Raw genomic sequence first — 26333 nt, 5'->3', positions numbered from 1 at the left:
CGACGGCCACGAACATAGTGCCAACCTGGAATCACCTCTTCATATTGCCCCGCGCTGGCGGGCGTACCATCCGTCGGTGGCTAATCCGCTTATGTCGCAGTTTTTATCCACGGACGCATCTATCGCTTCTTCATGAACCGGAAAACAATCAACAGCACAACGATTGGAACGAGGGGTCTGCTGGTGAACAGGAGTGGGACACGTAAAATTTCGAGCAGGCAGACGTACAGCGCGGCATGGGCGCAATACCAGAAGCCGCTGCCGGATCGCCAGCCCGCATAACTCCGGTTGAAGACCCAGCCGATAATCACCGCGATGAAGAGCGCGAACCAGCCCCACTCATAAAAGTGGACGAAGATGCCAGACGGGTTGTTGAACTCTGGATCTGCATAGTTGTTCAGAAATGAATCAAAGTCGGCGCTAGAATCCAGCAACGGCGCGATGAATTCCCCTATCACCGGAAAGCGAATCAGCCAGTTGAATGTGTACATCGGGTGGCCGCTGCCCCACCCGAGAACGCTCACAATTCCCGCACCGTTGTTCAACGCGGTGGAATAGTAAAGTGAGATCCGTTCGAGGGCAAAATCAAAGAGGTTGTCGTAGATGTTGATATAGTAGGACGCCCAGGAGCGGTGGTACTCGTTTATGATGAAAAAGCCGAACATCGGGCCAATCGCAGCGAAAGGGCCGAGCGCGATGATCTTCGAGCGCCGCAGCCCGCCCCTCACCCTCAGATACATCAGTACCGTGGTCAGTGCCATTTCGATCACCGCGAGGCGCTCGGCAAAAACAAAGCTTCGCAGGAGAGTCAGCAGGCCAAGCACGATCATGTACAGCTTGTATCGGTTGAAGCCTGATTGCCGCTCTCTGAACACGTAGAAATACAGCGGCACATAGGCCACCGCCGCTTGGGTCAGCGTGCTCAGACCGGCAATTCGCCCCTTCATGTCAACCAGGTCATAGACGCTGGTGTTGCCGCTAAAGAAAGACAAGATCATCGCGGGATGCATGAGAACCTGACTCATCATGACCAGGTAACCAAGCAGCGCCAGTACGAACACGAAATCCAAAGCGCGTACTTCAATCTCGATCGGGACGGGCTCTACAACCGGTGTAGGCGATCGGCCTAGTGACGACACCACCATCACGATCACCAGAAACAGGCCTCCGGCAAACGCATAGAAGTTTGTGTAATAAACATGTTCGATGGCCTTCGGTTTGCCGAGCAGTTGAATCGACAGCAGCACGTATAGCGGCAGAATGAAGAACAGCAATAGCCGCGTAGGGTCCTCCCACCAATAGCCGTTAAACGCCGACTGCGCATATGTGCGTTCCGGGCGAGCGTACTTGCTCTGCATCCTCAACGTGTCATGAGGTTTATCCATGCGACCTCTCCTTACTGCGTCGGAGCGGACGTGCTTCATCTATACGCTCCCGTTGCTGTCTACACGCCCAGGCAAGCGCGGTGCGTCCCGTGTCACTCACTCGGGCTGACGCGGTCTGGATCCGACGGTTGATCCGGAATGACGGTCTATGGCTCCTCGATGGAGCCGGCGCGTTCCAGACTCGTGCGCTCAGCGTGCCTACCTGGTGGTCGGGGCCGAGTGTGATCGAATCTTCATTGATTTCTTCCGCGCCGAAACCGGGCAGCCGATCTGCCGGGGCGCAATCTGAATGACACCCGGTAGAAGGACAGACCAACCGGCGTGCTTCACCTGCCGGGTTACACAGGTCGGTTGTCTTTATCTGATACGAGGGAACGAGCAACGACGCAGCGATCACATTGCCCCGAGGTGTCGCGTTTTCACCTTCCCCGGTAACGGGCATCAGGGCGAACATGGCGCCGATGCGGATGCCCAGCACCCGCTGGAAGGAAACGCCTGGACGCTGCCTTAGCAATTCGACTGCGCGATGAACACCGATGATGGTCTTTGCGAACCGATCCAGATCCTTATTGCCGCCTGGTAAATCTCCGCTGCGCAAGTAGTTAACGCGTCGAATCCATATGCCTTTGACGGCAAGATGTTCAGCGAGTGCCTGCATTACCCCGTGGACCCGGCTTGTCTCATGTTCGAACGATTCGCAGAAGACAGCACCGTGGGCGGCATAATTATTGTGCGGCCATCCCACGCATTCATCGAACTTTAAAGGCTTCACCAATTACTTCCAAAATCGAATGGTCTTGTACAAGCCCCGGATGATGCCCGCCATGGCGCGAAGCAGCAGGTGCCGAACCAGCGCGGGGATGTACTTTGTAGTTCAGATGCGGCCACGCTTATACCTCTGCGTAGATAGAAGAAAATTGCTCTATAAGGAGGTTCTCGCACGTACAAGTCAGTCCCGCCAATCATCAAAAATCGGGGCATCTCATCATGCACGGATTTAACAGTGTGAGAATCGCAAAATACCATGAATTAATTAGTATTATTTCAAATGAAATAGACATTTGACGTTATTTGATATTTTCGGGAGAAAAGTTCAAGTAATTTAAAGTTTCCACAATGACTACCGACGGAAAATCTCATCAAAATTACGTCAATTTTTTATACGTCGATTTCGGCGCCGCGTGGCGAACACCGTGAAGGGGCGAGGTATTGTCACGTTGACGTTCGCCAGAGCGAACCAGCGGCGAGTGAGCCACCGCTCGACCTGAGGTTGTGCCGCAATAAGGCAGACGACCCGAGAAATTCAGCAATGGTTAGGATTACTTACACCATTAGCGAATCGAACGGGGCGGCAACGGTTAGCGCGACTCCGCCGCCCCTCGTTGCATCGGGCGAAGTTCAAGGCGCGCCTCGCAGCAACATCGCCGCGAGCAACCATCGCCAGCCCTGCGCGTGGACCACCGTACCGTATCGATTGCCGCGACTCCCTCCTGTGTCCCTCCGTCCCGATCATCCTCCGCCAATGCGAAATCGCAGCAGCGAGCGCAGCCAGCATAATTCAACAGGTAACGAACGAATACCGGCCAGAAGCATGCAGCCGCTTACAAAAGCTTGCGCCGCTGTAGCCGATTTCCGCCACACGGGTCCGCCCGAATGCCCGAATCCCGAATGCCGCCAATTCATCACGAATGCCGGTTTTCCCACATACCCGAAACTTACGGCTTGTCATGCTATGGACTCGGGCGTCGCAAGGAGATCGCCATGTCGGTTTATGTCGATGAAGGGTTCAGGCCCTGTGTGACGGAGTGCGCGACGGTCGCGTTCCGGGTGTGCTGCGACGATCGTGCGCAGATTTTCGAGGTCAGCGCCGACGCGCTCGTCACGTTCTGTGGCGCAGCGAGCAAGCGCAAACAGGACCTGCTGGTCGCGTTCGAAGACGCGCAACTGGAGATCCTGTCTGTCGCCGCGCAGAGGTGGACCTTCCGGCCGACCGAGCCCGTGCGGCTCGGCCTCGACGAATTCAGAATGGTCAGACATTAGCTGTGCCAGAATCGCGTTATGACCTGGATCGCCGCCCTGCCGATGTATAACGTCACCCCCGCGCTCGACCTCGAATGGCGCGAGTGGCTTGACGACGTGCTGCGCCGGGTCAAGCCGTCGTGCCGCATCGTCGAACCGGACGAAGAACTGCATGGTTTCTGGCGGCGCCCCAACCTGCTGCTCTCGCAGACGTGCGGCTATCCGCTGATGCACGGCCTGCGCGAGCAGGTTCAACTGATCGCGACGCCGCGCTTCGACGCGCCCGGCTGCGACGGCGCGCATTATTCAAGCGTGCTGGTGACGCAGGCGGACTCGCCGTTCGATACGCTCGCGGCCTGCCGTGGCGCACGCGCCGCCTACAATCAGGACGACTCGAATAGCGGCATGAACGTGTTTCGTCACGCGGTTGCGCCGCTCGCGCGCGCCGGCATGTTCTTCAGCAGGGTGCTGCGCACGGGCTCGCATCTCGGCTCGTTGCGAGCGGTGGCAGAGGGGCGCGCGGATGTCGCCGCGCTCGATTGCGTGAGCTTCGCGTTCATCAACGACGTGATGCCGGAACTCGCACGGCGGGTTCGCGCGATCGGGATGACGGCGGCGTCGCCGGGTTTGCCGCTGATCGCGTCCGGCACGGTGCCGCCCGCCACCGTCGCGGCGCTGCGCGAGGCGCTGAACGAAAGCCTCGAAGTCCGGCCCGAGCGTGCAAAACGCCTGCGTTTGCAGGGCTTTTCCGTGCTGCCGCTCACGGACTACGAACGCATCGAGCAACTCGAAAACGAAGCGCGCGCCGCCGGCTATGCGCGCCTCGCCTGAGCCTCGCCGCGCTACTGCTGCACGTCCAGCACCAGCAGTTGCGCGCCGTCGGCCACCTGATCGCCGACTGCATACAGCACTTCCGATACCGTGCCGGCCGCCGGTGCACCGATGGTGTGCTCCATCTTCATCGCTTCCATCACGATGAGCGGCGCGCCCTTCTCGACCACCGCGCCCGGCTCCACCAGCACCGCGATCACCTTGCCCGGCATCGGCGCGGTCAGGCGGCCCTCACCGCCTTCGGCGTCGGCTGCATGCGCGAGCAGGTTTTGCCATTCGAACGCGAGTGCCTCGCCGAGACAGAACACGTGGAACGTGTCGCCGTCGACGAACACGCGGCCAGTGATGCGCGCATCGCCGAGCGTCGCGCGGAACTCGTGCTCGCCGGCGCCGCTCGACCACGAGAAGGGTTCGCGCACACCATCGTGTTCGAACGTCTGGGTGTTGCCGTCGCGCGCGAATGAAACCGTGAACGCGTGTTCGTTCTCGCCGTTGTCGATCTCGCGCCAGCCGAGCGTCTGCGCATAGCCGCTGTTCAATCGCCAGTGCGACAGCGCATCCCACGGCGACGCACCGTGCGCGGTGCCGCCTTCGCGCGTGAGCAGCGCGGCACACGCGAGCGCGAGCGCTTCCTTGAAGGGCTTCGTGCGCGGCGCGAACAGCGCATCGTGATGACGCTCGATCAAACCCGTGTCGAGGTCGCCGGTCGCGAACGGCTCACTCGCAACGATGCGTTGCAGGAACTCCACGTTGGTATGCGGCCCGACCACCTCGCACGCGTGCAACGCACGGCTTAGACGCGCGAGCGCCTCTTCGCGCGTCGCGCCGTGGACGATCAGCTTGGCGATCATCGGATCGTAGAACGGCGTGATGGTGTCGCCTTCGCGCACGCCGCTGTCGATGCGCACCGGCGCTTTGCGGTTCGATTCGCCCGAGCTGGTTGCACCTGAGCCGGCCGCATCGATTGCGAACTCCACGCCCTCCGGCATGCGCAAATGCTTGAGCGTGCCCGTCGACGGCAGAAAGCCGCGTGCCGGATGCTCCGCATAGATGCGCGCTTCGATCGCGTGACCGTCGAGCTTCAGCTGCTGCTGCGTGAGCGGCAGTGGTTCGTCGGCGGCGACGCGCAGTTGCCATTCGACCAGGTCCTGCCCCGTCACCATCTCCGTGACCGGGTGCTCGACCTGCAAGCGCGTATTCATTTCCATGAAATAGAAATCGCCGCTCCCGGTCATGATGAACTCGACCGTCCCTGCGCCGACGTAATTCACCGCGCGCGCGGCGGCGACCGCCGCCTCGCCCATTTCGCGTTTGATCTCCGCGCTCAATCCGGGAGCCGGCGCCTCTTCCAGTACCTTCTGATGACGCCGCTGCACCGAGCAATCGCGATCGAACAGATAGACCGCGCCGCCGTGACGATCCGCGAACACCTGCACTTCCACGTGACGCGGCCGCGTCAGATACTTTTCGATCAGCACGCGGTCGTTGCCGAAGCTGCTCGCCGCTTCGCGCTTGCACGAAACCAGCGCCGCCGCGAAATCCTCGCTGCGCTCGACCACGCGCATGCCCTTGCCGCCGCCGCCCGCGCTGGCCTTGAGCAGAACCGGATAGCCCATCGCGTCCGCCTCGCGTTGCAGCAACTGCGGGTCCTGATCGTCTCCGTGATAACCCGGCACGAGCGGCACGGCGGCCGCGTGCATCAGCGCTTTCGCGGCGGCTTTCGAACCCATCGCGGCGATCGCCGCGACCGGCGGTCCGATAAAAACGATGCCGGCCGCCTCGCACGCATGCGCGAAAGCTTCGTTCTCCGATAGAAAACCGTAGCCCGGATGCACCGCCTGCGCGCCGGTGGCGCGCGCGGCTTCGATGATGCGCTCGACGCGCAGATAACTTTGCGCCGCCGTCGAGCCGCCGATGTGCACCGCCTCGTCGCACGCGGCCACGTGTTTCGCGTCGGCGTCCGCGTCGGAATAGACGGCCACGCTCGCGATGCCGAGCCGCTTGCAGGTCGCGGCGACGCGGCAGGCAATCTCGCCCCGGTTGGCGATCAGGATCTTGTTGAACATGAGTGTCTCGATGTTGTGGGCCGTTCGTTCGTGGCAGTTGTTCTGGTCGACGCGCTGCTCGCGCGCTGCAAATGTGCGTAGCTTGCGCGTCAGTTGCGCCAGGCCGGCGTGCGTTTTTCGAGGAACGACGCGACGCCTTCGCGCCCTTCCGCGCCGGCGCGCGTGCGCGCGATGCGCGCCGCCGTGTCTTCGATCAGCGCGTCATTCAGTTCGTGGCCGGCGATGTCCTGCACGAGCTGCTTGCACGCGCGCACCGCTTGCGGGCCGTTCGCGCAGAGCGTCTGCGCAAGCTGCGCGACGGTGGCGTCGAGTTGTTCTGCGTCGACCGCTTCGCTGACGAAGCCGAGGCGCAACGCCGTCGCGCAATCGAACGCTTCGGCGCTGACGAAATAGCGGCGCGACGCCTGCTCGCCCAACGCGCGGATCACATAGGGCGCGATGGTCGCCGGGATCAGGCCGAGCCGCGCTTCGGACAGGCAGAAGCGCGCGCCTTGCACGGCGACCACGATATCGCACGCGGCGATCAGGCCCATGCCACCCGCGTACGCGTCGCCGTTCACGCGTGCAATCACCGGCTTGTTGCAGCGATACACCGAAGACAGCATGTTCGCGAGCAGCATCGCGTCGGCGCGGTTCTCCTCGTCGGAGTAGCCGGCCATCTTCTTCATCCAGTTCAGATCGGCACCTGCGCAGAACGCCTTGCCGTTCGCGGCAAGCACCACCGCGCGCACGTCGTCGCGCGTGTTCAGCGCCGTGAACGCCGAGGTGACTTCGGCGATCATCGTTTCGTTGAATGCGTTGCGTACGTCCGGCCGGTTCAGCGTGACGGTCGCGACCTGTCCGGCTATTTGCAGAGTCAGTGTTTCGTATTGCATCGTCGCAGCTCCTGCGCTTCGTCGCGCATCGTCACATTCTGAACACGCCGAAACGCGTGTCTTCGATCGGCGCGTTCATGCTGGCCGATAAGCCGAGTCCGAGCACGTCGCGCGTTTGCGCCGGGTCGATCACGCCGTCGTCCCACAGACGCGCGCTCGCGTAATACGGGTGGCCCTGATGTTCGTACTGGTCGCGAATCGGCTGCTTGAACGCCTCTTCTTCTTCCGCACTCCACGCGCCGTCCTTACCTTCGATACCGTCGCGCTTGACCGTGGCCAGCACCGACGCCGCCTGTTCGCCGCCCATCACCGAGATGCGCGCGTTCGGCCACATCCACAGGAAACGCGGCGAATACGCGCGGCCGCACATGCCGTAGTTGCCCGCGCCGAACGAGCCGCCGATGATCACCGTGAACTTCGGCACCTTCGCGGTTGCAACTGCCGTCACCATCTTCGCGCCGTTGCGCGCGATGCCTTCGTTTTCGTATTTACGGCCTACCATGAAGCCGGTGATGTTCTGCAGGAACACCAGCGGAATCTTGCGCTGGCAGCACAGCTCGATAAAGTGCGCGCCCTTCAACGCCGACTCCGAAAACAGAATGCCGTTATTCGCGATGATCCCGACCGGATGTCCCCAGATATGCGCGAAGCCACACACGAGCGTGGTGCCGTAGCGCGCCTTGAACTCGTCGAACGCGGAGTCGTCGACGACGCGCGCGATCACCTCGCGAATATCGAACGGCTTGCGTGTGTCGACGGGAATCACGCCATACATGCTCTTCACGTCGTAGCGCGGCGGCTTCGGTTCCTGCAACGCGAGCGCCGCCTGCTTCGTGCGATTCAGATTGCCGACGATACTGCGCGCAATCCCCAACGCGTGCGCGTCGTTCTGCGCGAGATGATCGACCACGCCCGACAGACGCGTATGCACGTCGCCGCCGCCGAGGTCTTCCGCGCTCACCACTTCGCCGGTCGCGGCTTTCACGAGCGGCGGGCCGCCGAGGAAAATGGTCCCCTGATTCTTCACGATGATCGACTCGTCGCTCATCGCCGGCACATACGCGCCGCCCGCCGTGCACGAACCCATCACGACGGCGATCTGCGGAATGCCCGCCGCCGACAGATTCGCCTGGTTGTAGAAGATGCGGCCGAAGTGATCGCGATCGGGGAACACGTCGTCCTGATTCGGCAGATTCGCGCCGCCCGAGTCGACCAGATACACGCAGGGCAAATGATTTTCCGCCGCGATTTCCTGAGCCCGCACATGCTTCTTCACGGTGACCGGATAGTAGGTGCCGCCCTTGACCGTCGCGTCGTTGCAGACGATCACGCACTCCTGCCCCGCGATCCGGCCGATGCCGGTGATCACGCCCGCGCCCGGCGCATCGTTGTGATACATGTTGAACGCGGCGAGTTGCGAGAACTCGAGAAACGGCGTGCCCGGATCGAGCAGTTTCTCGATGCGATCGCGCGGCAACAGTTTGCCGCGCCCCGTGTGTTTGTCGCGTGCCGCCTGGCCGCCGCCCAGCGCGAGCCTGTCGACCTTCGCGCGCAGATCGGCAACCAGCGCTTCGAGCGCCGCCGCGTTGGCGCGAAAGTCTTCCGAGCGCGGATTCAGCTTTGATTCGATGATCGGCATGAAGTCGCTTCCCATGCAAAGTAATTGGTTCGCCGCTTTTTATAGAGGCCGGTTCTCAACGCGCGATGTACAGCGCAACACATCGCCGCACGTCAAAGCGTTTCGGCAAACAGCTCGCGCCCAATCAGCATCCGACGGATCTCACTCGTGCCCGCGCCGATCTCATAGAGCTTCGCGTCGCGCCACAAACGCCCGACCGGATACTCGTTGATATAACCGTTGCCGCCGAGAATCTGGATCGCTTCGCCGGCCATCCATGTGGCCTTCTCCGCGGTGTAGAGAATCACGCCGGCGCAGTCCTTGCGCAGGTGACGCACGTGCTCGTTGCCGAGCGTGTCGAGTTGACGGCCCACCGCGTACAGATACGCGCGGCACGCCTGCAACGTGGTGTACAGATCGGCCACCTTGCCCTGAATCAGCTGGAATTCGCCGATCGACTGGCCGAACTGCTTGCGGTCGTGGATATACGGCACGACCGCGTCCATCACCGCGACCATGATGCCGGTCGGGCCGCCCGCGAGCACTGCGCGCTCGTAGTCGAGGCCGCTCATCAGCACCTTCACGCCGCCGTTCAACTCACCGAGAATATTTTCTTCCGGCACTTCGACGTTCTCGAACACCAGTTCGCCGGTATGCGAGCCACGCATGCCGAGCTTGTCGAGCTTCTGCGCGACCGAAAAGCCTTTCATGCCCTTCTCGACGATAAACGCGGTAATGCCACGCGAATTCGCTTCAGGATCGGTCTTCGCATAGACCACGAGGGTGTCGCAATCCGGGCCGTTGGTGATCCACATCTTGGTGCCGTTGAGCACGTAGCGGTCGCCCTTCTTCTCCGCGCGCAACTTCATGCTGACCACATCCGAGCCCGCGTTCGGCTCGCTCATCGCGAGTGCACCGACGTGTTCGCCGGAGACGAGCTTCGGCAGGTATTTCTGCTTCTGCTCTGTCGTGCCGTTGCGGTGAATCTGGTTCACGCACAGATTCGAATGCGCGCCGTACGACAGACCGACCGACGCCGACGCGCGCGAGATCTCTTCCATCGCAATCATGTGCGCGGTGTAGCCCATGTTCGCGCCGCCGTATTCCTCCGACACCGTCATGCCGAGCACGCCGAGATCGCCGAACTTGCGCCACAGGTCCATCGGGAATTGATCCGTGCGATCGATTTCCGCGGCGCGCGGGGCGATTTCCTTGGCGGCGAATCCCGCGATGCTGTCGCGCAGCATTTCGATTTCTTCGCCGAGCGGGAACTGCAAACCGGGCAGGTTGGGCATTGCTTGTCTCCAGAGTTCGTTGGCGGCCGGCCTTGCCGCATGGGGCGCCGGCAGGTCCGGGGCGGTTCGGTGCCGGATGGCGGAGGTCCGGGGCCTGCGGGCCGCCACCGCCGTTCTGCACGTGACTCGCTAGTTTCAACGCGCATTTCACGCCAGATTGACGTAAGCGTCAATAGGTATTTTTGAGTGTTACTCAGAAAATCTCCGGACCCGCTCCATGCGGGCCCTTCCGTGATAGGATCGCCGTCATCGGGCGCACTGCGCTCTCTCATCCGGCTCGCCTTGAGCCGCAAATCTGAACTAGACTCATATGACGGTTGCCAACAAGGCCGAGCTACCTGTGTCGCGTCGCCAGCCGGCCGGACGGAAGTCGCAGCAACGCGTGAAGGAGATTCTGCAGGCGGGGCGCGACGTGTTCTCCGAGAAAGGCTACGAGCGCGCGACGACCGCGGAGATCGCGCAGCGCCTCGGTATTTCGGAGGCGACCGTGTTCAGCTATTTCCGCGGCAAGCGCGAGCTGTGCGCACGCGTGATCGGCGACTGGTACGACGAGATTATCGAAGCGATCGAATCCGGCCTGCCGCGCGACGGCAACGTGCGCCAGCAGTTCGCGTTCATCGTGCGCACGCATTTGCGGCTGATGCTGGTGAACGGCACCGATCTTTGCGCGCTGGTGCTGTCGGAGGGACGCGCGCGTCATCACGAGTTGAGCGAGGCGCTGACCGAACTGCAGCGCCGCTACACCGCGCCGTTGATGCGCGTGCTGGCCCAAGGTCAGCAGAGCGGGCAGATTCGCGCCGACATGCCGCTGCGTCTATTGCGTTCGATGGTGTTCGGGCCGATGGAACACGTGCTGTGGGACGCCACGCTGACGAACCGGCAGATCGATATCGACGCGACCGCGGATCGTCTGATCGACGTGTTGTGGACCGCACTCACGCCGCCGGATCTCGCGGTGAGCGCATTGCAGCAGTTCAGGGTCGAGGTGGCGGAAGCGAACCGGCGCTTCGAAGAGGCGGCACGACGTGCGCCGACTGCGCCAGGCGACGCATAGTGCTGGCACTTACGATTCTTCGCGTCTGTGCGCCGGGCAAAAAGAGCTTAATCTACTGCTTCCCCCCGGCCGTCGCCAGAAGGAGAATCCAGGTGGCTGAAGCAAAGAGTGCAACGAGTGCCAAGGGCACAAAGACCGCAAAGCCCGCGGGGTCCGCGAAATCCGGCAAGGCCACCAAGGCCGCGAATATCAGAGTCGGCATCGGCGGGTGGACCTACGCGCCGTGGCGCGGCACCTTCTACCCCGAAGACCTCACGCAGGCCCGCGAACTCGAATACGCGAGCCGGAACCTCACGTCGATAGAAATCAACGGCACCTTTTACGGTTCGCAGAAACCGTCGAGTTACGAGAAGTGGTATCAGGAGACACCGGACGATTTCGTCTTCTCGCTGAAGGCGCCTCGCTACGCGACCAACAGAAAAGTGCTTGCGGAAGCGGGCGAAACGATCGAGCGCTTCTTTGCGAGCGGTGTGCTGCTGCTCAAACAGAAGCTCGGCGCGATCAACTGGCAATTCGCGCCGACCAAGAAGTTCGACCACGAAGATTTCGAAGCCTTTCTGAAACTGCTGCCTGAGAGCATCGAAGGCCAGAAGCTCAGGCACGCGGTCGAAGTCCGCAACGACACGTTCAAGTCGCCGGAATTCGTCGCGCTCGCGAGAAAGTACAAAGTCGCGATCGTGCTCGCCGGCGACAGCGAGTATCCGCAAATCGCCGACCTCACCGCGCCTTTCGTATACGCCCGCATCATGGGCACGACGGACAAGCAGGCCAAAGGCTATTCGGCGAAAGCACTCGACACGTGGGCCGAACGCGCGCGTCAGCTCGCCGCCGGCAGCACGCCGGACGATCTGGAAACCTGCGCCGAGCCGCCCGCCAAAGCCGCCGCGCACGACGTCTACCTGTACGTTATCAGCGGCTTCAAGGAGCGCAATCCGGCCGCCGCGATGGCGTTGATCGGGAAACTCTGATCTGCCGCAGTCCCGGCTGCGGCAGGCGGGTGTCATAATCGCGCCAGCGGATCCACGCGAACCGACACAAACAACATAACCCCAGCGCGGCGTCCACCCGAAATCGCCGGCACGCGCGCATTTCAGGTGGCCATGCCGCCTCATCATCAGGCCCGGGAGAATATTTTGAGCGCCCTCGACAATCCTTTGCACGATCAGGAAGTCGGCTCGGCCGACGCCACCCAGGACACCACGCGCATCGACGACGTGCGCATCGGCGCGGTACGTCCGTTGATTTCCCCTGCACTGCTGCAGGACGAACTGCCGGTGCCGCCCGCCGTGCAGACGCTCGTCGAAAAAACACGCGCGGAAATCGCCGACATTCTGCATGGCCGCGACGACCGGCTCGTGTTGATCGTCGGCCCGTGTTCGATTCACGATCACGACCAGGCGATCGAATACGCGCGCAAGCTCAAGGCCGCCGCCGACGCCTACAAAAACGATCTGCTGATCGTGATGCGCGTGTACTTCGAGAAGCCGCGCACCACGGTCGGGTGGAAAGGCTATATCAACGATCCGCGTCTGGACGGCAGTTTCCGCATCAACGAAGGCCTGCGTCTCGCGCGGCAATTGCTGCTCGACATCAACGGCCTGGGTCTGGCCACGGCCACCGAATTTCTCGACTTGCTGAGTCCGCAATACATCGCCGATCTGATCGCGTGGGGCGCCATCGGCGCGCGCACGACGGAGAGCCAGAGTCATCGGCAACTCGCGTCGGGGCTCAGTTGCCCGATCGGTTTCAAAAACGGCACCGACGGCGGCGTGCAGGTCGCAGCGGACGCGATCGTCGCGGCGCGCGCGAGCCACGCGTTCATGGGCATGACGAAAATGGGCATGGCCGCAATCTTCGAAACGCGCGGCAACGACGACGCGCATGTGATTCTGCGCGGCGGCAAGACGGGGCCGAACTACGACAGCGCGTCGGTGGAAGCCACCTGCGCATCGCTGCGTTCAGCGGGTCTGCGCGAGCAGGTCATGATCGATTGCTCGCATGCGAACTCGGGCAAATCGCATTTGCGTCAACTGGAGGTGGTGCAGGATCTGGCGCGGCAACTGACGCAGCGCGAGCGCCGCATTATCGGCGTCATGCTGGAGAGTCACCTGGAAGAAGGCCGTCAGGATCTGAAGGCCGGAGTGCCGTTGCGTTACGGTGTGTCGATTACGGATGCCTGCGTGAGCTGGGCGCAAACCGAGCCGGTGCTGGACACGCTCGCCGACGCTACCCGCAAGCGTCGCGCGGCGGGTTAAACGCCAGGCGCGCCATGAGTCGCTAATCGTGGCGACTCAGCATGACTGACTCAGCATGGCAACGCAGGCACACGCGCCGCACCAGCCGCCGTTCGGTGCAGCTTGAGGGGGTTGGGCAGCGCGTGATTCTTCACGCCCGATACATGGCTCGCCGCACGCGTCACAGCACGCTGCTCGGCGCACGCGGATGCTCCGGCGTGAAGCGCGTTGCATTACGACGCGTTGACAGCTTCCTTGAATGCCTTGCCGGCGGTGAATTTCACCGTCTTGGCAGCGGCGATCTGGATCTCGGCACCCGTCGACGGATTGCGGCCGACGCGTGCTGCGCGCGCGCCAGTCGAGAAAGAACCGAAACCGACCAGTTGCACCGTATCGCCGCTCACCACGGCTTTGGTCACCGCTTCGACGATTGCGTCGATGGTTTGGCCGGTGGCCGCTTTGCTTTCGCCCGTCGCTGCGGCGACTGCATCAATCAGTTCCTGTTTGTTCATAGCACTTCCCGTATGGTAATCATGGAACCGGCGCCACATCTGTCGCGCCGGGACCGACACACTAACGCATAGGCGCGCATTCGCGCAAACCTTCGTGTAAGGCTTGTATCACCCGCCCAGAGCCAATTTGACGATTTTTCGTTGCAAAGTGCCATAAGAATCGCGCGCTTACGGGCTTCTTGCGCGTTCGTCGCGTTTGCGACGCATCACAATCCGTTGCAATTTCAGTGCTTTAACCGCGCGTAACGGGCCATCAGCAAGCATTTTTACTATGTTATGGTGGATCGCAGAGATTCGGGATGGCACGTGCGACGCTCGCGCGATTTAAGAATCCGGGAGGAAATAAAAAATGAAATTTCGCCATATAGCAACAGGCGTGCTGCTCGCCGCGCTCTCATGCACGGCCTTCGCTGCCGACGACAAAGGCTGCGCTACGCTGGTCGGCGCCACCGCTTCCACTTCGTCTCAAGGCTTTCAGATGCGCGACGGTGAACCCGTCGATCTGGTCAGCGGCGCGAAAACGGTCCATGGCAAGCTGCTGATCTTCGGCGACGGCGGCATGTTCCGCGCGTACTGGCAGCCCGCCAACAGCCCCGAAAAATACGTGCTGGCCAACGCGGGCGAGAACACGGTCCGCCTCGTCTCCACTCCGCCTCAAGGCACGCCGGCCACAAATGGCGAACCCGGTATAACGGCTCCTCCTCAACGCGTGTTGTCGTGCCCGATGCTTTGAATCGGTAAAAACACGCATAAGGCCGGCTATGTTCGCGGCATAAATGACTCGATCCCACTCGCGGCAGGTCGGACTTACCGCTTGCGCGGCGCGCTATTTATTTCCCGTTGAAAGGCTCTCAAGGTCCCACCCGCAGTGCCGATATACAAAGCTGCGAGCGCGGCGCAAACGTTAAAGGGAAGGGGAATGGTTCGGCTAGCCAGATTGAAGGAAGCGCTGTGGGTCGCGGAAGGCGACCCCGAGCTCGCGTGCTCGCAGCTTCGGGCGTTCAGCCGCCAGATACCCCTTCTCTATTTCATTCTGCTGGTCAACACGACGGCCGTCGCGGTCACGCATTGGCGCAGCGCGCCCGCGCGTGGTTGTCCATCTATGTGCCCGCCGCGCTTTGCGCGCTGTGCGTCGTGCGCTGCATCCGCTGGTGGCGGGTGCGGCATCGTGTGCTCAGCCACGACAGGTCCGTGCGCGAACTGTGCCAGCTGACGTGGCTCGCCGGCCTGTTCGGCGCCGCGTTCAGCGCGTGGTCGCTGCTGCTGTTTCCGTACGGCACCGCCTTCGAGCAGGCTCAGGTCGCGTTCTACATGGCGACCACGCTGGTCGGCTGCGTGTTCTGCCTGATGCACCTGCGTACGGCCGCGCTGCTGCTGCTTTCCATCGTCATCCTAAGCTTTTCGACTTTCCTCGTTTTCACCGGCTACCCGGTGTTTATCGCGATGGCGATCGACATGACGCTGGTGGGCGTCGCGCTCGCCGTGATCATCCAGCTCTACTACCAGACCTTCGCCGACGTGGTGCACGCGCAGCGCGAGTTGCAGGCAAGCCAGCAGAAAACCCAACGCCTGAGCGACGAAAACTTCCGGCTCGCGAGCATCGACAGTCTTACCGATCTGCCGAACCGCCGCAGTTTCTTCGCGTCGTTGCGCGCCATGTCGGAACAGTCGCTCGTCACCGGCAGCGGCTTCAATGTGGGATTGATCGATCTCGACGGCTTCAAGCAGGTCAACGACGTCTATGGCCACGCGAGCGGCGACCTCGTGCTTCAGGAAGTCGGCTTGCGTCTGCTTGCGCAAGCTGAGCCGGGCCTGTTCTTCGCGCGTCTGGGCGGCGACGAATTCGGCGTACTCGTGCAGCACAAGCTATCCGACGACGCGCTCGTCGAATTGGGCCAGCGCATTTGCGATGCGCTGAGTGCGCCATATCGCGTGGCGGGCAATATTGCCGAGCTGTCGGGCACGATCGGCTGGGCCGCGTTTCCCGAAGCCGGCACGACGGTCGCGCAGGTGTTCGAACGCGCAGACGCCGCGTTGTATTTCGGCAAGGAAAGCCGCCGCGGCAAGCCGGTGATCTTCTCGACCGAACACGAAACGCGTATCCGGCGTTCGAGCCTCGTGACCCAGGAACTGCGTCACGCCGACCTCGAAGCGGAACTGTTCCTCGAGTTCCAGCCGATCTACGATCTGCTGGCCCAGCGCCCCATCGGTCTGGAAGCGCTCGGGCGCTGGCATAACGCGCGGCTCGGCGTGGTCAGGCCGGAAGAGTTCATCCGCATCGCGGAGCGCACCGAACTGATTTTGCACATCACCGAGGTGTTGTTGCACAAAGCGCTCGACGAAGTGTCGCGCTGGCCGTGCGATCTGTTTCTGTCGTTCAATCTGTCCGCGATCGACATCTCGACATCGGCGCGCGCGCGCCGCCTGATCGATATCGTGTCGGCGAGCGGCGTGCCGCCGCATCGCGTGTCGTTCGAGATTACGGAAACCGCCGTGACGCGCGATTTCGAACAGGCCCGCAGCGCGCTGACGATGATCAAGCAGGCCGGCTGCCGCGTATCGCTCGACGACTTCGGCACCGGCTATTCGAGTCTGAGCTACGTGCATCGTCTGCCGTTCGACACGATCAAGATCGACCGCAGCTTCGTGACCGACGTGGATTCGAACAGCGCATCGAAAAAGATCGTCAAATCGGTCCTCGACCTGTGCAAGAACCTCGGTCTCGAATGCGTGGTGGAAGGACTCGAAACGACAGCGCAGGCCGAGGTCGTGAAGGCGCTCGGCGCTCGCGCGGTGCAGGGCTATCTGTTCAGCCAGCCGATGCGCGCATGCGCCGTTGCCGCTTATCTGCAAGCGGCAACGGGAGAGGTCGATGAGGTGGGGGCGCAGCGGTAGTCACACGACCTCACGCAACATCGCCCTGCAACCCTGCGCTCAACGCGGCGTGCCCGGGTATTCCAGCTTCGGATACCAATCGCTGCCACGGCCGCCCGGCGTCATGTCGAGGATCGTCCACAGCGGCATCGGATCGGGTGCGCCGCGCGGATCCTGACCGGGGTCCGCTGTCGCCGGTCCCATCTCCTCGGCCCAGAAGTGCCGCACTATGCCATCCGAACGCGTGAACACATTGAGCGCGGGATTGTCGTCGCCACTCGGATCTTCGGCCGCGTAATCGCGATTGAACGTGTTGCCGCCCGACGAGTACAACCGCAGATGCCGCCAGCCCCGTTCCTTCTTGAACGCGACCAGCTTCTCGATCGGCGCGCGACCGATCACCGCGAACGCGACGCGTTGCAGGATATCGGGCATCTCGCCGTCGTAAGCGCTCAGCAGCGATGTGCACATTGGACAAGGCCGCGCGCGCTGCGGGCCGAACATCCAGTTGTAGGTGACGAGCGTGTCGTGATCGCCGAACATCTGCGCAAGTGTCACCGGGCCCGCTTCGCCTTCGAAACGATAATCCTCCGGCACGACGCCGCCGGGCGGCAGCGCGCGGCGCTGCACCGCGACCCGTTCGATATGGCGGCGCAATTCGATCTCCTCGGCTAGCAGCTCGTTGCGCGCGCGGCGATAGGCGGCGCTCTCGCCGGGAAAGCGCGGCGGCTGTTCGGCCAGTTGCCGGGCCGGCTTGAGCGTTTGCGAGGATGCGTGTACATCAGTCATTAGCCTCTCCTTGTGCGAAAAGGGATGAAGGGCGCGTTGTCGTGCTCTATCGTCCTCCATATGATCACGACGAATGGCGCGACGGGAAATCGACAACCGGACGACAGCCGAGCCGAAAAAATTTCCCGGATGCCGTAGACGGCTTCGCCGAAATCACCACGTCACGCCGGTTGTAAACGCTATGGCTACCGCAACCCCCAGCCGCCCGGCAAGGTATGCTTGCGCCAAACAGCACAGGCGCGCCGGGGCCACCGTCACGGCCCGCCGCGCATCGTCCCTGGGGATGCACAACATGCCGCTTCGTCTGCCACCTCTGCCCGCGCTTCGCTTCTTCGAAGCGGCCGGCAGGCATCAGAGTTTCAAGCTCGCCGCCGCGGAACTGAACGTCACGCCGAGCGCCGTCAGCCACGGCATCGTCGGCCTCGAACAGGCGCTCGGCGTCGAACTGTTCGTGCGCGAACCGCGCGGCATTTCGCTGACGGCGACGGGCGCGGATTATCTGTCGTACGTCTCCGAAGCGTTTTCGCTGATCGCGATCGGCACGCAGCGTCTGCCGAATCATCGCGCGGATCGTCCGATCGCGCTGAGCTGCGCGCCGACCTTCGCGTCGCGCTGGCTGCTACCGCGCCTCGCAAGTTTTCGCGCGCGCTGGCCGAAGGTGAACGTGAGCGTCGACACCTCGCATCGCCAGGTCGGCTTTCCGGTCGACGGCTTCGATTTCGCGATTCGCCTGAGCCGCTCGCCGGTGGCGGGCACCGCGTGGACGCGTCTGTTCGGCGAACGCTTCGTGCCGGTATGCAGCCCCGCGTATCTGCACTGCTTGCGCGACGAACACGGCAACCTCGAAGTCAACCGCGCGACGCTGATTCACGTGAATGCCGCAAGCGAAGACTGGCAGGCATGGCTCGACGCGAGCGGCGCCGACGGTTTTGACCTCAGTGGCGGCTTACGCGTCGACACGATCCAGCTCGCATTCGAAGCGGCCGCGATGGGTCTCGGCATCGCGCTCGGCAGACGGCCGTTGGTCGACGGCGAGCTGGCTAGCGGCACGCTCGTCGAGGCGTGCTCCCCTACCATCGACTCGGCGGGCGCGTACTGGCTCGTGAGCGCGGAAAGTACGGAAAGCGCGCAGCGTCGGCCGGAACTGCTCGACTTCAAACGCTGGCTCGTCAGCGAGGCCGGACAGTTCGACCCGCTCGCCGAGGTCAATGCCGACGACCCGCGCGCGACCCACGCTTCGGCCTGAACCTCACGCGACTCCGCACAGGTGAGCCGCGCTCACCTGTCGGCGAAATCTTTTCTTTTGCCGCGTCTGACGCTCGCTGCGACCATAGTGTCGAAGGAGATCAGAACCATGTCGACCGCCAACAGCAAACGCTTCGTCCCCGCCTTCAACACAACGACGCTCGTGATACTCGCCGGCGCGCTGATTCTGAGCGCCGCGATGGGCATCCGCCAAACCTTCGGCCTCTTCATCGGCCCATTCTCGTTCGACCGTGGCTTGCCGGTCACGCAGATCGCGTTCGCGATCGCGCTGCACAACCTGGTGTGGGGCTTCGCGCAACCGTTCGCGGGCGCCGCCGCGGACCGTTACGGCTCGGCGCCGGTGGTCGCCTTCGGCGCGACGACGTTCGCCGCCGGACTCGGAATCGCGGCGGTCGCGCCGAACAGCGCGCTGTTGATCGTCGGCATGGGACTGCTGGTCGGCATTGGCGTGAGTTGCACGACGTTCGGCGTCGTGTTGCCCGCGATCGGCCGCATCGTCACGCCCGAAAAACGCAGCATGGCGATGGGGCTGGTGAGCGCCGGCGGCTCGGCGGGCCAGGTGCTGATGATTCCGCTCGTGCAAGGCATCCGCCTCAATTCCGGCGTCGCCACGTCGCTGTTCGTGCTGGCGTTCGTGATGCTGCTGATCGCACCGCTCGGCATCGTGCTCGACCGGCGCGCGCGCGGCGGCTCGTCGCTACCGGACGCGCCCGCTGCGCCGCTTCGCGAGGTGCTGACGCTGGCGACGCGGCATCGTGGCTACCGGCTGCTGACGCTGGGCTTCTTCACGTGCGGATTCCAGCTGGCGTTCATCGCGACGCATCTGCCCGAGTACCTGTCGCTCTGCCATATGCCGGTCGGACTCGGCGCCACAGCGCTCGCGCTGATCGGCCTCTTCAACATGGCGGGCAGTTGGGCGTGCGGCTGGCTAGGCGGCCGGTTCCGGCAGCATTACGTGCTCGGCTGGCTCTACCTGATTCGCAGCGTGACGATCGGCGCGTTCTTCGTGTTGCCGAAAAGCGCCGCATCCGTGGTGATTTTCGCGGCCGTGATGGGCCTGACATGGCTCGGCACCGTCCCGCTCACGAGCGGACTGGTCGCGAAGGTGTTCGGCACGCGCCACCTCGGCAGCCTGTTCGGCATCTGCTTTCTGAGCCATCAGATCGGCTCGTTTCTCGGTGCGTGGCTGGGAGGGCTGGTGTTCGATCTGACCGGCTCGTATGCGCTGCTATGGGAAGCGACCGTTGTCGCGGGACTCATCGCCGCGATGCTGCACTTTCCGATCGACGACAAGACGGTGAACATGCCTGCACTCTTGCCGCAACCCACACGGGCATGAGTGCTCAGGAGCGTGCGATGACACGCTCATGAGCACTTGCTGAACTATCGAGGTTCGCTTCGGAACCCGAAGCAAATCTCCGAGGCTATTTTTTCGGCGTATCCGCCGCGGCTTTCGGCACCCGTCCCATCAGATAGAACTCGTCGTTCGGGCGCATCGAAATCACGTTGGCCATCCGGTTCGACAGGCCGAAAAACGCGGTGATCGCAGCGATATCCCAGATGTCTTCATCGCTGAAGCCGTGCTCGCGCAGCGTTTTAAAATCGGCCTCGTCCACCGTGCCGGAGGCGCGGCACACCTTCAGCGCGAAGTCGAGCATCGCCTTCTGCCGCGCAGTGATATCCGCCTTGCGATGATTGACGGCCACCTGGTCGGCGAGCAGGGGCGCCTTTTCGTAAATGCGCAGAATCGCACCGTGCGCGACCACGCAATACAGGCACTCGTTCACCGCGCTCGTGGCGACCACGATCATCTCGCGCTCGCCCTTGGAGAGTCCACCGTCCTTCAACATCAACGCATCGTGATAGGCGAAGAATGCGCGGAATTCGTCCGGGCGATGCGCGAGCGTCAGGAACACGTTAGGCACGAAGCCCGCCTTTTCCTGCACTTCGAGGATGCGGGCGCGGATGTCGTCGGGCCATGCGCCCGGCTCCGGCACAGGGTAGCGGCTGATCGGCTGAGGATTTGCCATGCTATGTCTCCGTTATATCTGGTTGTGCACGACGACGATTGTAGCAACCGGGCTAACGGGCCGCCCCTCGTTCGTCACGCTCGACAAGGTCCGATATCGACGCTCATATCGTCTAGACTTCCAGTCTCAGGGAGCGTGAGCCGAACCGCGAGCAACGGCGGCGACCATCGCAGGAGCGACTATGTCAAACGTTTTGCACGACGCGCGGGCGCTCGTCGTCAAGGTGCGGCCCGACCGCGAAATGGCAACAACCCAGCGGCTGCCCTACTTCGTCGGCATCTCCGCGGGCACCGCGGGCTCGACGGGTTTGTCGATGTACATGGTCGTGGTGCCGCCCGGCGGCCATGCCGAACCGCACTTTCACGCCGACTACGAAACCGCGATCTACCAGCTCGAAGGCCGGATCGAGACACGCTACGGGCCGGGCTTGCGCGAGTCCGTGATTACTGAAGCCGGAGACTTTCTGTTCATTGCGCCCGGCGTGCCGCATCAGCCGTTCAATCTCGACGACACCACCGCCGCGCGTGCCATCGTCGCGCGCAACCATGCGGACGAGCACGAACGGGTCGTGCCGTACGATCCGGCAACCGACGCGTGATCCGACGCGACACCCTGACCGATCCGCGCTGAAAGACCGACCAGCCACGCTGCGCGGGCCGGTTCGCGTCGGCCCGTCGCCACATGTTCCCGCGAGAATCCTCACAGCGTTCAGCCGTCCTCGCAGCGCCCTTTCGCCACCTGTGCTTAAATCCGCTGTTCGCGCGAATGCGCGCGCGACGATTTCATCTCCCTTCATTGGATTCTCAGGAGCGCGGTTGTGTGGCATTTTCCGGTTGCTATCCCACCCTCGCTGGGTGTGTGGGCCGTTTTCGCGAGCGTGCTTATCACGCAGCTCGGCGCGCCGATTCCCGCCGCGCCGATGCTGATCTTCGGCGGCACGATGGCCGCCATGGGACAAACCTCGTACGCCAACGTGCTGTTCGCGGCGGTCGGCGCCACGCTGATCGCCGACTCGCTATGGTTCTTCACCGGACGTGCGTACGGCCGGCGCCTGCTCAACTCTCTGGTGCGCTTCTCGCTGTCGCTGGACACCACGGTGCGCGTCGCGCGCAACACCTATGAACGCTACGGTGCGCCGATTCTCACCGTCGCCAAATTTCTACCCGGGCTCGGCCTGATCTCCGCGCCGCTGCTCGGCACGACCGCGATCAGCGTCGGCGTGTTTCTGTGGTGGGATCTGGTCGGCGCGACGTTGTGGGCCAGCGTGTGGGTGATCGGCGGTGCCGCGTTGCACGATCAGATCGTGCAAGGGGTGCTGCTCGTGCGGCAAAACGGCGGCACGATCTTCGATGCGTTCGCCGCGATCTTCGTGGCCGCGCTGCTGTATCGCTGGGTGCGTCGTTTGCAGTTCCGACGCTGGCTCGCTCACACGCGTATCACGCCGGAACAGCTCGACGTGTTGATGAAGTCCAACGAGCCGCCGTTGATTCTCGACGCGCGTCCACCCAGCGTGCGCGAAAAGGAGTCATACCGGATCGCCGGCGCGCGCCCGCTGGATCTCGATTCGCCCGACCCGATCCATCCCGCCTTGCTGAAGCGGCCGATCGTCGTGTACTGCGTGTGCCCCAACGAGGCGACCGCCAAGCGCATCGTCGCGCAGTTGCATCGCAAGAATATCCGTCACATCCGCGCGCTGAAGGGTGGACTCGACGCGTGGGAGAAGCGCGGCTACCCGGTCGAGGCCCTGCCGCCCGACTTCAATACGGCGATGGCCCACATGATCGAAGATCACGGTCACGCGAGCGGCGAGCGCGAATACACGGTACGGGCGCAGGTGGCGGAGTAAGGGTCGAGGCGCGGCGCGTTCGCGCGAAGTCGTCAGAACGTGGGCGGCGAGTTGGCCGACACGATCTCGCAACGATGCTCCGCGCTGGGATTGCGAAACCGGTGCGGCAGACGGCTTTCGAAGTAATAGCTGTCGCCTGGGTCGAGCAGCCATGTCGTGCCGTCGACCGTCAGTTCGATCTGACCGCTGACCACGACGCCGCCTTCGTATCCCCCGTGTACCGGCGTCTGCGATCCGGTGTCCGACAACGGCTGATAGACCCCGCGCAGAATCTCCATGCTGCGACCTTTCACACCCGTTCCGGCGAGATAGAACTGGATCGACTCGTTGCCGAGATTCGGCATGTCCGCGCGGCGCGACACTACTGAACGTTCCGCGTCGACCTCCAGCGTGAAAAACTCGGCGAGACTCATCGGAATACATTCGAGCAGTTTCTTCAGCGAGCCGACCGACGGGCTCACGCGGTTCTGCTCGATCAGCGAGATCGTGCCGTTGGTGACCCCCGCGCGTTTCGCGAGCTCTCGCTGCGACAGACCATGCTTTTTGCGGATGTACTGCAAACGGGTGGCGACTTCAATGGACATCGCGAGGATCTCCGGGATTGAACAAGATCGGCACGCAGGGACTCCGTTAGCGCGCGCCCGTTGAGTGTTGAATATTCTATTCACTTTGACGGTTGCGCCGCTGGGGAAAACCCGAGCCGAATCGTGAATCATCAACGCCGCAACGAACGTTCCCAATGCGGCGATTGCAGCCAGTTCACCGGGAAAGCCCGATCATGCTTTTTCCAAAAAGGGTTTGACGGCTTTATTGGGTCGTATATGCTAGGTGTCAGGCGGTCGTCACGCGAGTGTCAGCGAGCATCGCAAAGTGACTTGCAGCGCGGCGAGTTGTCATTCGCAGCGCTTCGCGACGATCATGCCGGCGGCCTGTTTCTTTAAACGCCCCGTGCGAATTTGGAGCAGGCCGTTCAATACTTTCAACGTTGCCAGTCGAGTGTAATCGTGAGAGTCCGAGGCCCTTTGGTGAGATGGAATCGCTGTCAGGCGGGTTGTACGCTCGCTGACGGCGCCGTCGCCGACGGCAGCAAGGGCAGCCTTACGTTCAGCCGCTTCCTGTCCGTCTTCCCGATCCTGTCGCGTCGCTCAGTGCGACGTCACAACTCCGTTTGCGCACGCGCGTTCATTGCGGTGCGAACAGACGAAGTCGCCTCGCTGCTGCCGTAGCGCCTCCCTCCTTTTCGCCGTTCGATTGATCCACCTGGTCTTCGCGCGCGTGTGCGTGTGGGGTGCTGGTTGCCGCCTATACGTTTCGCTTCGTGTGAACCGCGTGGGCGATGCTGCGCCCAAGCGGCTCGATTCGATTGGCTCATATTCTTTACGACGCGCGGCTTAGCACACGGTCGCCGCATTCGATTGCGCCGCGCCATGCTCAATGCTTCTCACATTGCATCCTTCGTTATGCGAAACAAACCGCTGGTCGGCATTAGTGCCGACCGAACGATGACCGGAGCTCATCCATCGCACGTGGTCGGCGAGAAATACATTGCGGCGATCGTCGACGGCTCGCAGGCGTTCGCCATGCTTCTGCCGGCGCTCGGCGAGCGTCAGTCCATCGACGACGTGCTCGCGACAGTCGACGGCCTGCTGTTCACCGGCAGCTATTCGAACGTCGAACCGCAGCGCTACGGCGGCCATCCGAGCGCGCCTGGCACGCTGCACGACCCCGCACGCGATGCGACAACGCTGCCGCTGATGCGCGCGGCGCTCGCCGCCGGCGTGCCCGTGCTGGCCATCTGCCGGGGCTTCCAGGAATTAAACGTGGCGTGCGGCGGGAGTCTGCATCAAAGCGTGCACGCGGTGACAGGCCTGAACGACCATCGCGAGAACAGACACGACGACCTCGACACGCAATACGCGGCGTCGCATTCGATCGCGCTGACGCAAGGCGGCCTCTTGCAGCGCCTCGCGAGCGGCGCAAAGGAAGCGCGGGTGAACTCGCTGCACGGCCAGGGCATCGAGCGGCTGGGCGCGGGCCTCGCGATCGAGGCCATTGCGCCGGACGGCCTGATCGAAGCGGTGAGCGCGAACCACTCGCGCGCATTCGCTTTGGGGGTGCAGTGGCACCCCGAATGGAAGCACGCGGACGACGCGCTATCCACCGCGATCTTCCGTGCGTTCGGCGATGCCTGCCGCGACCGAATGCGCATCAGGGCCGGCCTCGGCGCAGCGTTCGCATCAGGCGCCGCCATGCATGTCCGAGCCGGTCACACGCACTAGACAGAGAGAACAATCATGTACGACATCGACGAATTTCTGAAGAAGCACCGCGTCACCGAAATCGAGGCGATCATTCCGGACATGGCGGGCGTCGCGCGCGGCAAGATCATTCCGCGCAGCAAGTTCGAATCCGGCGAGTCCATGCGCTTGCCGCAGGCGGTGATGATCCAGACCGTCACCGGCGACTACCCGGACGACGGCTCGCTCACCGGCGTCACCGACCCTGACATGGTGTGCGTACCCGACGCGAGCACCATCCGGATGATTCCGTGGGCCGTCGATCCGACCGCCCAGGTGATTCACGACTGCGTTCACTTCGACGGCACGCCGGTCGCGATCTCGCCGCGCCGGGTATTGCGCCGCGTGCTCGAACTGTATAAGGCCAGAGGCTGGAAGCCGGTCATCGCGCCCGAACTGGAGTTCTACCTGGTCGACATGAACAAGGACCCCGACCTGCCGCTGCAACCGCCAATCGGCCGCACGGGTCGCCCTGAAACCGGGCGTCAGTCGTATTCTATCGAAGCGGTCAACGAATTCGATCCGCTCTTCGAAGACATCTACGAGTACTGCGAGGTGCAGGAACTGGAAGTCGACACGCTAATTCACGAAGTCGGCGCCGCGCAGATGGAAATCAACTTCATGCACGGCGATCCGTTGAAGCTCGCCGACAGCGTGTTCCTGTTCAAACGCACGGTGCGCGAAGCGGCGCTGCGCCACAAGATGTACGCAACCTTCATGGCCAAGCCGATGGAAAGCGAACCGGGTTCGGCCATGCACATGCATCAGAGCCTGATCGACGAAGAAACCGGCCAGAACATTTTCACCGGCGCGGACGGCAAGCCGACCACGCAATTCACCAGCTATATTGCCGGCTTGCAGAAATACACGCCCGCGTTGATGCCGATCTTCGCGCCGTACATCAATTCGTATCGCCGTCTGTCGCGCTTTATGGCCGCGCCGATCAACGTCGCGTGGGGCTACGACAACCGCACGGTCGGCTTCCGCATTCCACATTCGGGACCGGCCGCGCGCCGCATCGAGAACCGTATTCCGGGCGTGGACTGCAATCCGTACCTGGCGATTGCCGCAACGCTCGCCGCGGGCTATCTCGGCATGACGCAACGACTGGACGCCACCGAGCCGCTGCTCAGCGACGGCTACGCACTGCCCTATCAATTGCCGCGCAATCTCGAAGAAGGCCTGACGCTAATGGGCGCATGCGAGCCGATTGCGGAAGTTCTGGGCGAGAAGTTCGTCAAGGCCTACCTGGCTTTGAAAGAGACCGAATACGAGGCGTTCTTCCGCGTGATCAGTTCGTGGGAGCGCCGGCATTTGCTGCTGCACGTCTGAGCCTTAAATA

At 62.8% G+C, this 26333-nt stretch carries 22 protein-coding genes and 1 pseudogene; 14 read left to right on the top strand and 9 right to left on the bottom strand.

Translation table 11 applies throughout. The annotated features are described in order from the left end of the window. Positions 1–119 precede the first annotated feature (119 nt). The gene (locus BGI01S_RS10425; RefSeq protein ID WP_052400446.1) at positions 120–1385 is read right to left on the bottom strand and encodes an oligosaccharide repeat unit polymerase; all 1266 of its coding nucleotides are present in this window, start codon (positions 1383–1385) and stop codon (positions 120–122) included. Positions 1386–3146: 1761 nt separating this feature from the next. Between BGI01S_RS10425 and BGI01S_RS10420 the strand changes: the two genes are divergently transcribed. Together BGI01S_RS10420 and BGI01S_RS10415 are read left to right on the top strand one after the other, a co-directional pair. Then, positions 3147–3425 carry a DUF1488 family protein gene (locus tag BGI01S_RS10420; RefSeq protein ID WP_042325008.1) on the top strand — a complete coding sequence of 93 codons (279 nt, stop codon included), beginning with the start codon at positions 3147–3149 and terminating at the stop codon, positions 3423–3425. An 18-nt stretch (positions 3426–3443) separates the two neighbouring features. Beyond that, positions 3444–4235 (top strand): phosphate/phosphite/phosphonate ABC transporter substrate-binding protein, encoded by a 792-nt coding sequence (locus BGI01S_RS10415; protein WP_042325006.1) that lies wholly within the window; start codon positions 3444–3446, stop codon positions 4233–4235. A gap of 11 nt (positions 4236–4246) precedes the next feature. On the opposite strand, the gene BGI01S_RS10410 is transcribed toward BGI01S_RS10415, so the two are convergent. The 4 genes from BGI01S_RS10410 to BGI01S_RS10395 all read right to left on the bottom strand — a co-directional run bounded on the left by BGI01S_RS10410 (position 4247) and on the right by BGI01S_RS10395 (position 10089). Beyond that, positions 4247–6301: an acetyl/propionyl/methylcrotonyl-CoA carboxylase subunit alpha gene (locus BGI01S_RS10410; RefSeq protein WP_042325004.1), complete on the bottom strand. Its 2055-nt coding sequence runs from the start codon at positions 6299–6301 to the stop codon at positions 4247–4249. An 89-nt stretch (positions 6302–6390) separates the two neighbouring features. After that, entirely contained in the window at positions 6391–7176 is a 786-nt protein-coding gene (locus BGI01S_RS10405) for an enoyl-CoA hydratase/isomerase family protein (protein ID WP_042325002.1), read from the bottom strand. A gap of 31 nt (positions 7177–7207) precedes the next feature. Then, the gene (locus BGI01S_RS10400) at positions 7208–8815 is read right to left on the bottom strand and encodes a carboxyl transferase domain-containing protein (RefSeq protein WP_042325000.1); all 1608 of its coding nucleotides are present in this window, start codon (positions 8813–8815) and stop codon (positions 7208–7210) included. A 92-nt stretch (positions 8816–8907) separates the two neighbouring features. Further along, positions 8908–10089, bottom strand: coding sequence for an isovaleryl-CoA dehydrogenase (locus tag BGI01S_RS10395; protein ID WP_042324998.1), 1182 nt, complete (start codon positions 10087–10089; stop codon positions 8908–8910). Between the two features lie 310 nt (positions 10090–10399). Here BGI01S_RS10395 and BGI01S_RS10390 point away from each other — a divergent pair, with 310 nt between their 5' ends. The 3 genes from BGI01S_RS10390 (at position 10400) to BGI01S_RS10380 (ending at position 13398) form a co-directional block, all read left to right on the top strand. Then, positions 10400–11143, top strand: coding sequence for a TetR/AcrR family transcriptional regulator (locus tag BGI01S_RS10390; RefSeq protein ID WP_042324995.1), 744 nt, complete (start codon positions 10400–10402; stop codon positions 11141–11143). A gap of 188 nt (positions 11144–11331) precedes the next feature. Then, a complete protein-coding gene (locus tag BGI01S_RS10385) occupies positions 11332–12111 on the top strand; it encodes a DUF72 domain-containing protein (protein ID WP_157004162.1) in 780 nt (259 codons plus the stop codon). A 165-nt stretch (positions 12112–12276) separates the two neighbouring features. Further along, positions 12277–13398, top strand: coding sequence for a 3-deoxy-7-phosphoheptulonate synthase (locus tag BGI01S_RS10380; RefSeq protein WP_157004152.1), 1122 nt, complete (start codon positions 12277–12279; stop codon positions 13396–13398). A gap of 212 nt (positions 13399–13610) precedes the next feature. Here the strand turns inward: BGI01S_RS10380 and BGI01S_RS10375 are convergent, their stop codons facing one another. Further along, entirely contained in the window at positions 13611–13889 is a 279-nt protein-coding gene (locus BGI01S_RS10375; RefSeq protein WP_042324988.1) for an HU family DNA-binding protein, read from the bottom strand. A 349-nt stretch (positions 13890–14238) separates the two neighbouring features. Between BGI01S_RS10375 and BGI01S_RS10370 the strand changes: the two genes are divergently transcribed. Both BGI01S_RS10370 and BGI01S_RS10365 read left to right on the top strand, forming a co-directional pair. Further along, a complete protein-coding gene (locus BGI01S_RS10370; RefSeq protein ID WP_042324986.1) occupies positions 14239–14622 on the top strand; it encodes a hypothetical protein in 384 nt (127 codons plus the stop codon). Positions 14623–14808: 186 nt separating this feature from the next. After that, positions 14809–16784: pseudogene (locus tag BGI01S_RS10365) on the top strand (putative bifunctional diguanylate cyclase/phosphodiesterase). 39 nt (positions 16785–16823) lie between these two features. On the opposite strand, the gene BGI01S_RS10360 reads toward BGI01S_RS10365, so the two are convergent. Then, positions 16824–17552: a DUF899 family protein gene (locus BGI01S_RS10360; RefSeq protein ID WP_042324984.1), complete on the bottom strand. Its 729-nt coding sequence runs from the start codon at positions 17550–17552 to the stop codon at positions 16824–16826. A 292-nt stretch (positions 17553–17844) separates the two neighbouring features. Here BGI01S_RS10360 and BGI01S_RS10355 point away from each other — a divergent pair, with 292 nt between their 5' ends. Continuing rightward, positions 17845–18798 (top strand): LysR substrate-binding domain-containing protein, encoded by a 954-nt coding sequence (locus tag BGI01S_RS10355; protein WP_042325905.1) that lies wholly within the window; start codon positions 17845–17847, stop codon positions 18796–18798. Positions 18799–18906: 108 nt separating this feature from the next. Beyond that, positions 18907–20157: an MFS transporter gene (locus BGI01S_RS10350; protein ID WP_042324983.1), complete on the top strand. Its 1251-nt coding sequence runs from the start codon at positions 18907–18909 to the stop codon at positions 20155–20157. Positions 20158–20242: 85 nt separating this feature from the next. Here BGI01S_RS10350 and BGI01S_RS10345 read toward each other — a convergent pair whose 3' ends face one another. After that, a complete protein-coding gene (locus BGI01S_RS10345) occupies positions 20243–20848 on the bottom strand; it encodes a peroxidase-related enzyme (RefSeq protein ID WP_042324981.1) in 606 nt (201 codons plus the stop codon). A 181-nt stretch (positions 20849–21029) separates the two neighbouring features. Here BGI01S_RS10345 and BGI01S_RS10340 point away from each other — a divergent pair, with 181 nt between their 5' ends. After that, on the top strand, positions 21030–21446 hold the full coding sequence (locus BGI01S_RS10340; RefSeq protein ID WP_042324979.1) for a cupin domain-containing protein: 417 nt from the start codon (positions 21030–21032) through the stop codon (positions 21444–21446). Positions 21447–21665: 219 nt separating this feature from the next. After that, positions 21666–22694 carry a VTT domain-containing protein gene (locus tag BGI01S_RS10335; protein ID WP_042324977.1) on the top strand — a complete coding sequence of 343 codons (1029 nt, stop codon included), beginning with the start codon at positions 21666–21668 and terminating at the stop codon, positions 22692–22694. 32 nt (positions 22695–22726) lie between these two features. On the opposite strand, the gene BGI01S_RS10330 is transcribed toward BGI01S_RS10335, so the two are convergent. Next, complete coding sequence (locus tag BGI01S_RS10330) at positions 22727–23278, bottom strand: cupin domain-containing protein (RefSeq protein ID WP_042324975.1); 552 nt, start codon at positions 23276–23278, stop codon at positions 22727–22729. Positions 23279–23716: 438 nt separating this feature from the next. Here BGI01S_RS10330 and BGI01S_RS31035 point away from each other — a divergent pair, with 438 nt between their 5' ends. The 3 genes from BGI01S_RS31035 to BGI01S_RS10320 all read left to right on the top strand — a co-directional run bounded on the left by BGI01S_RS31035 (position 23717) and on the right by BGI01S_RS10320 (position 26323). Beyond that, positions 23717–23920: a hypothetical protein gene (locus BGI01S_RS31035; protein ID WP_084585326.1), complete on the top strand. Its 204-nt coding sequence runs from the start codon at positions 23717–23719 to the stop codon at positions 23918–23920. Between the two features lie 234 nt (positions 23921–24154). Continuing rightward, complete coding sequence (locus BGI01S_RS10325; protein ID WP_042324973.1) at positions 24155–24973, top strand: gamma-glutamyl-gamma-aminobutyrate hydrolase family protein; 819 nt, start codon at positions 24155–24157, stop codon at positions 24971–24973. A 15-nt stretch (positions 24974–24988) separates the two neighbouring features. After that, positions 24989–26323, top strand: a complete 1335-nt coding sequence (locus BGI01S_RS10320; RefSeq protein WP_042324971.1) for a glutamine synthetase family protein — start codon at positions 24989–24991, stop codon at positions 26321–26323. The last annotated feature ends 10 nt before the right edge of the window (positions 26324–26333 follow it).

The sequence above is a fragment of the Paraburkholderia ginsengisoli NBRC 100965 genome (assembly GCF_000739735.1).
GTDB lineage: Bacteria > Pseudomonadota > Gammaproteobacteria > Burkholderiales > Burkholderiaceae > Paraburkholderia > Paraburkholderia ginsengisoli.
The sequence above is the reverse complement of the archived record's forward strand: the minus strand, read 5'-3'. Positions and strand labels throughout refer to the sequence as shown.

What these genes read in the sequence shown, in the direction of transcription:
- BGI01S_RS10425 (WP_052400446.1), bottom strand. Translation starts at nt 1,385, where the DNA reads ATGGATAAACCTCATGACACGTTGAGGATGCAGAGCAAGTACGCTCGC.
- BGI01S_RS10375 (WP_042324988.1), bottom strand. Translation starts at nt 13,889, where the DNA reads ATGAACAAACAGGAACTGATTGATGCAGTCGCCGCAGCGACGGGCGAA.
- BGI01S_RS10350 (WP_042324983.1), top strand. Translation starts at nt 18,907, where the DNA reads ATGTCGACCGCCAACAGCAAACGCTTCGTCCCCGCCTTCAACACAACG.
- BGI01S_RS10420 (WP_042325008.1), top strand. Translation starts at nt 3,147, where the DNA reads ATGTCGGTTTATGTCGATGAAGGGTTCAGGCCCTGTGTGACGGAGTGC.
- BGI01S_RS10355 (WP_042325905.1), top strand. Translation starts at nt 17,845, where the DNA reads ATGCCGCTTCGTCTGCCACCTCTGCCCGCGCTTCGCTTCTTCGAAGCG.
- BGI01S_RS10400 (WP_042325000.1), bottom strand. Translation starts at nt 8,815, where the DNA reads ATGCCGATCATCGAATCAAAGCTGAATCCGCGCTCGGAAGACTTTCGC.
- BGI01S_RS10345 (WP_042324981.1), bottom strand. Translation starts at nt 20,848, where the DNA reads ATGGCAAATCCTCAGCCGATCAGCCGCTACCCTGTGCCGGAGCCGGGC.
- BGI01S_RS10360 (WP_042324984.1), bottom strand. Translation starts at nt 17,552, where the DNA reads ATGACTGATGTACACGCATCCTCGCAAACGCTCAAGCCGGCCCGGCAA.
- BGI01S_RS10320 (WP_042324971.1), top strand. Translation starts at nt 24,989, where the DNA reads ATGTACGACATCGACGAATTTCTGAAGAAGCACCGCGTCACCGAAATC.
- BGI01S_RS10415 (WP_042325006.1), top strand. Translation starts at nt 3,444, where the DNA reads ATGACCTGGATCGCCGCCCTGCCGATGTATAACGTCACCCCCGCGCTC.
- BGI01S_RS10405 (WP_042325002.1), bottom strand. Translation starts at nt 7,176, where the DNA reads ATGCAATACGAAACACTGACTCTGCAAATAGCCGGACAGGTCGCGACC.
- BGI01S_RS10395 (WP_042324998.1), bottom strand. Translation starts at nt 10,089, where the DNA reads ATGCCCAACCTGCCCGGTTTGCAGTTCCCGCTCGGCGAAGAAATCGAA.
- BGI01S_RS10370 (WP_042324986.1), top strand. Translation starts at nt 14,239, where the DNA reads ATGAAATTTCGCCATATAGCAACAGGCGTGCTGCTCGCCGCGCTCTCA.
- BGI01S_RS10330 (WP_042324975.1), bottom strand. Translation starts at nt 23,278, where the DNA reads ATGTCCATTGAAGTCGCCACCCGTTTGCAGTACATCCGCAAAAAGCAT.
- BGI01S_RS10325 (WP_042324973.1), top strand. Translation starts at nt 24,155, where the DNA reads ATGCGAAACAAACCGCTGGTCGGCATTAGTGCCGACCGAACGATGACC.
- BGI01S_RS10340 (WP_042324979.1), top strand. Translation starts at nt 21,030, where the DNA reads ATGTCAAACGTTTTGCACGACGCGCGGGCGCTCGTCGTCAAGGTGCGG.
- BGI01S_RS10410 (WP_042325004.1), bottom strand. Translation starts at nt 6,301, where the DNA reads ATGTTCAACAAGATCCTGATCGCCAACCGGGGCGAGATTGCCTGCCGC.
- BGI01S_RS10390 (WP_042324995.1), top strand. Translation starts at nt 10,400, where the DNA reads ATGACGGTTGCCAACAAGGCCGAGCTACCTGTGTCGCGTCGCCAGCCG.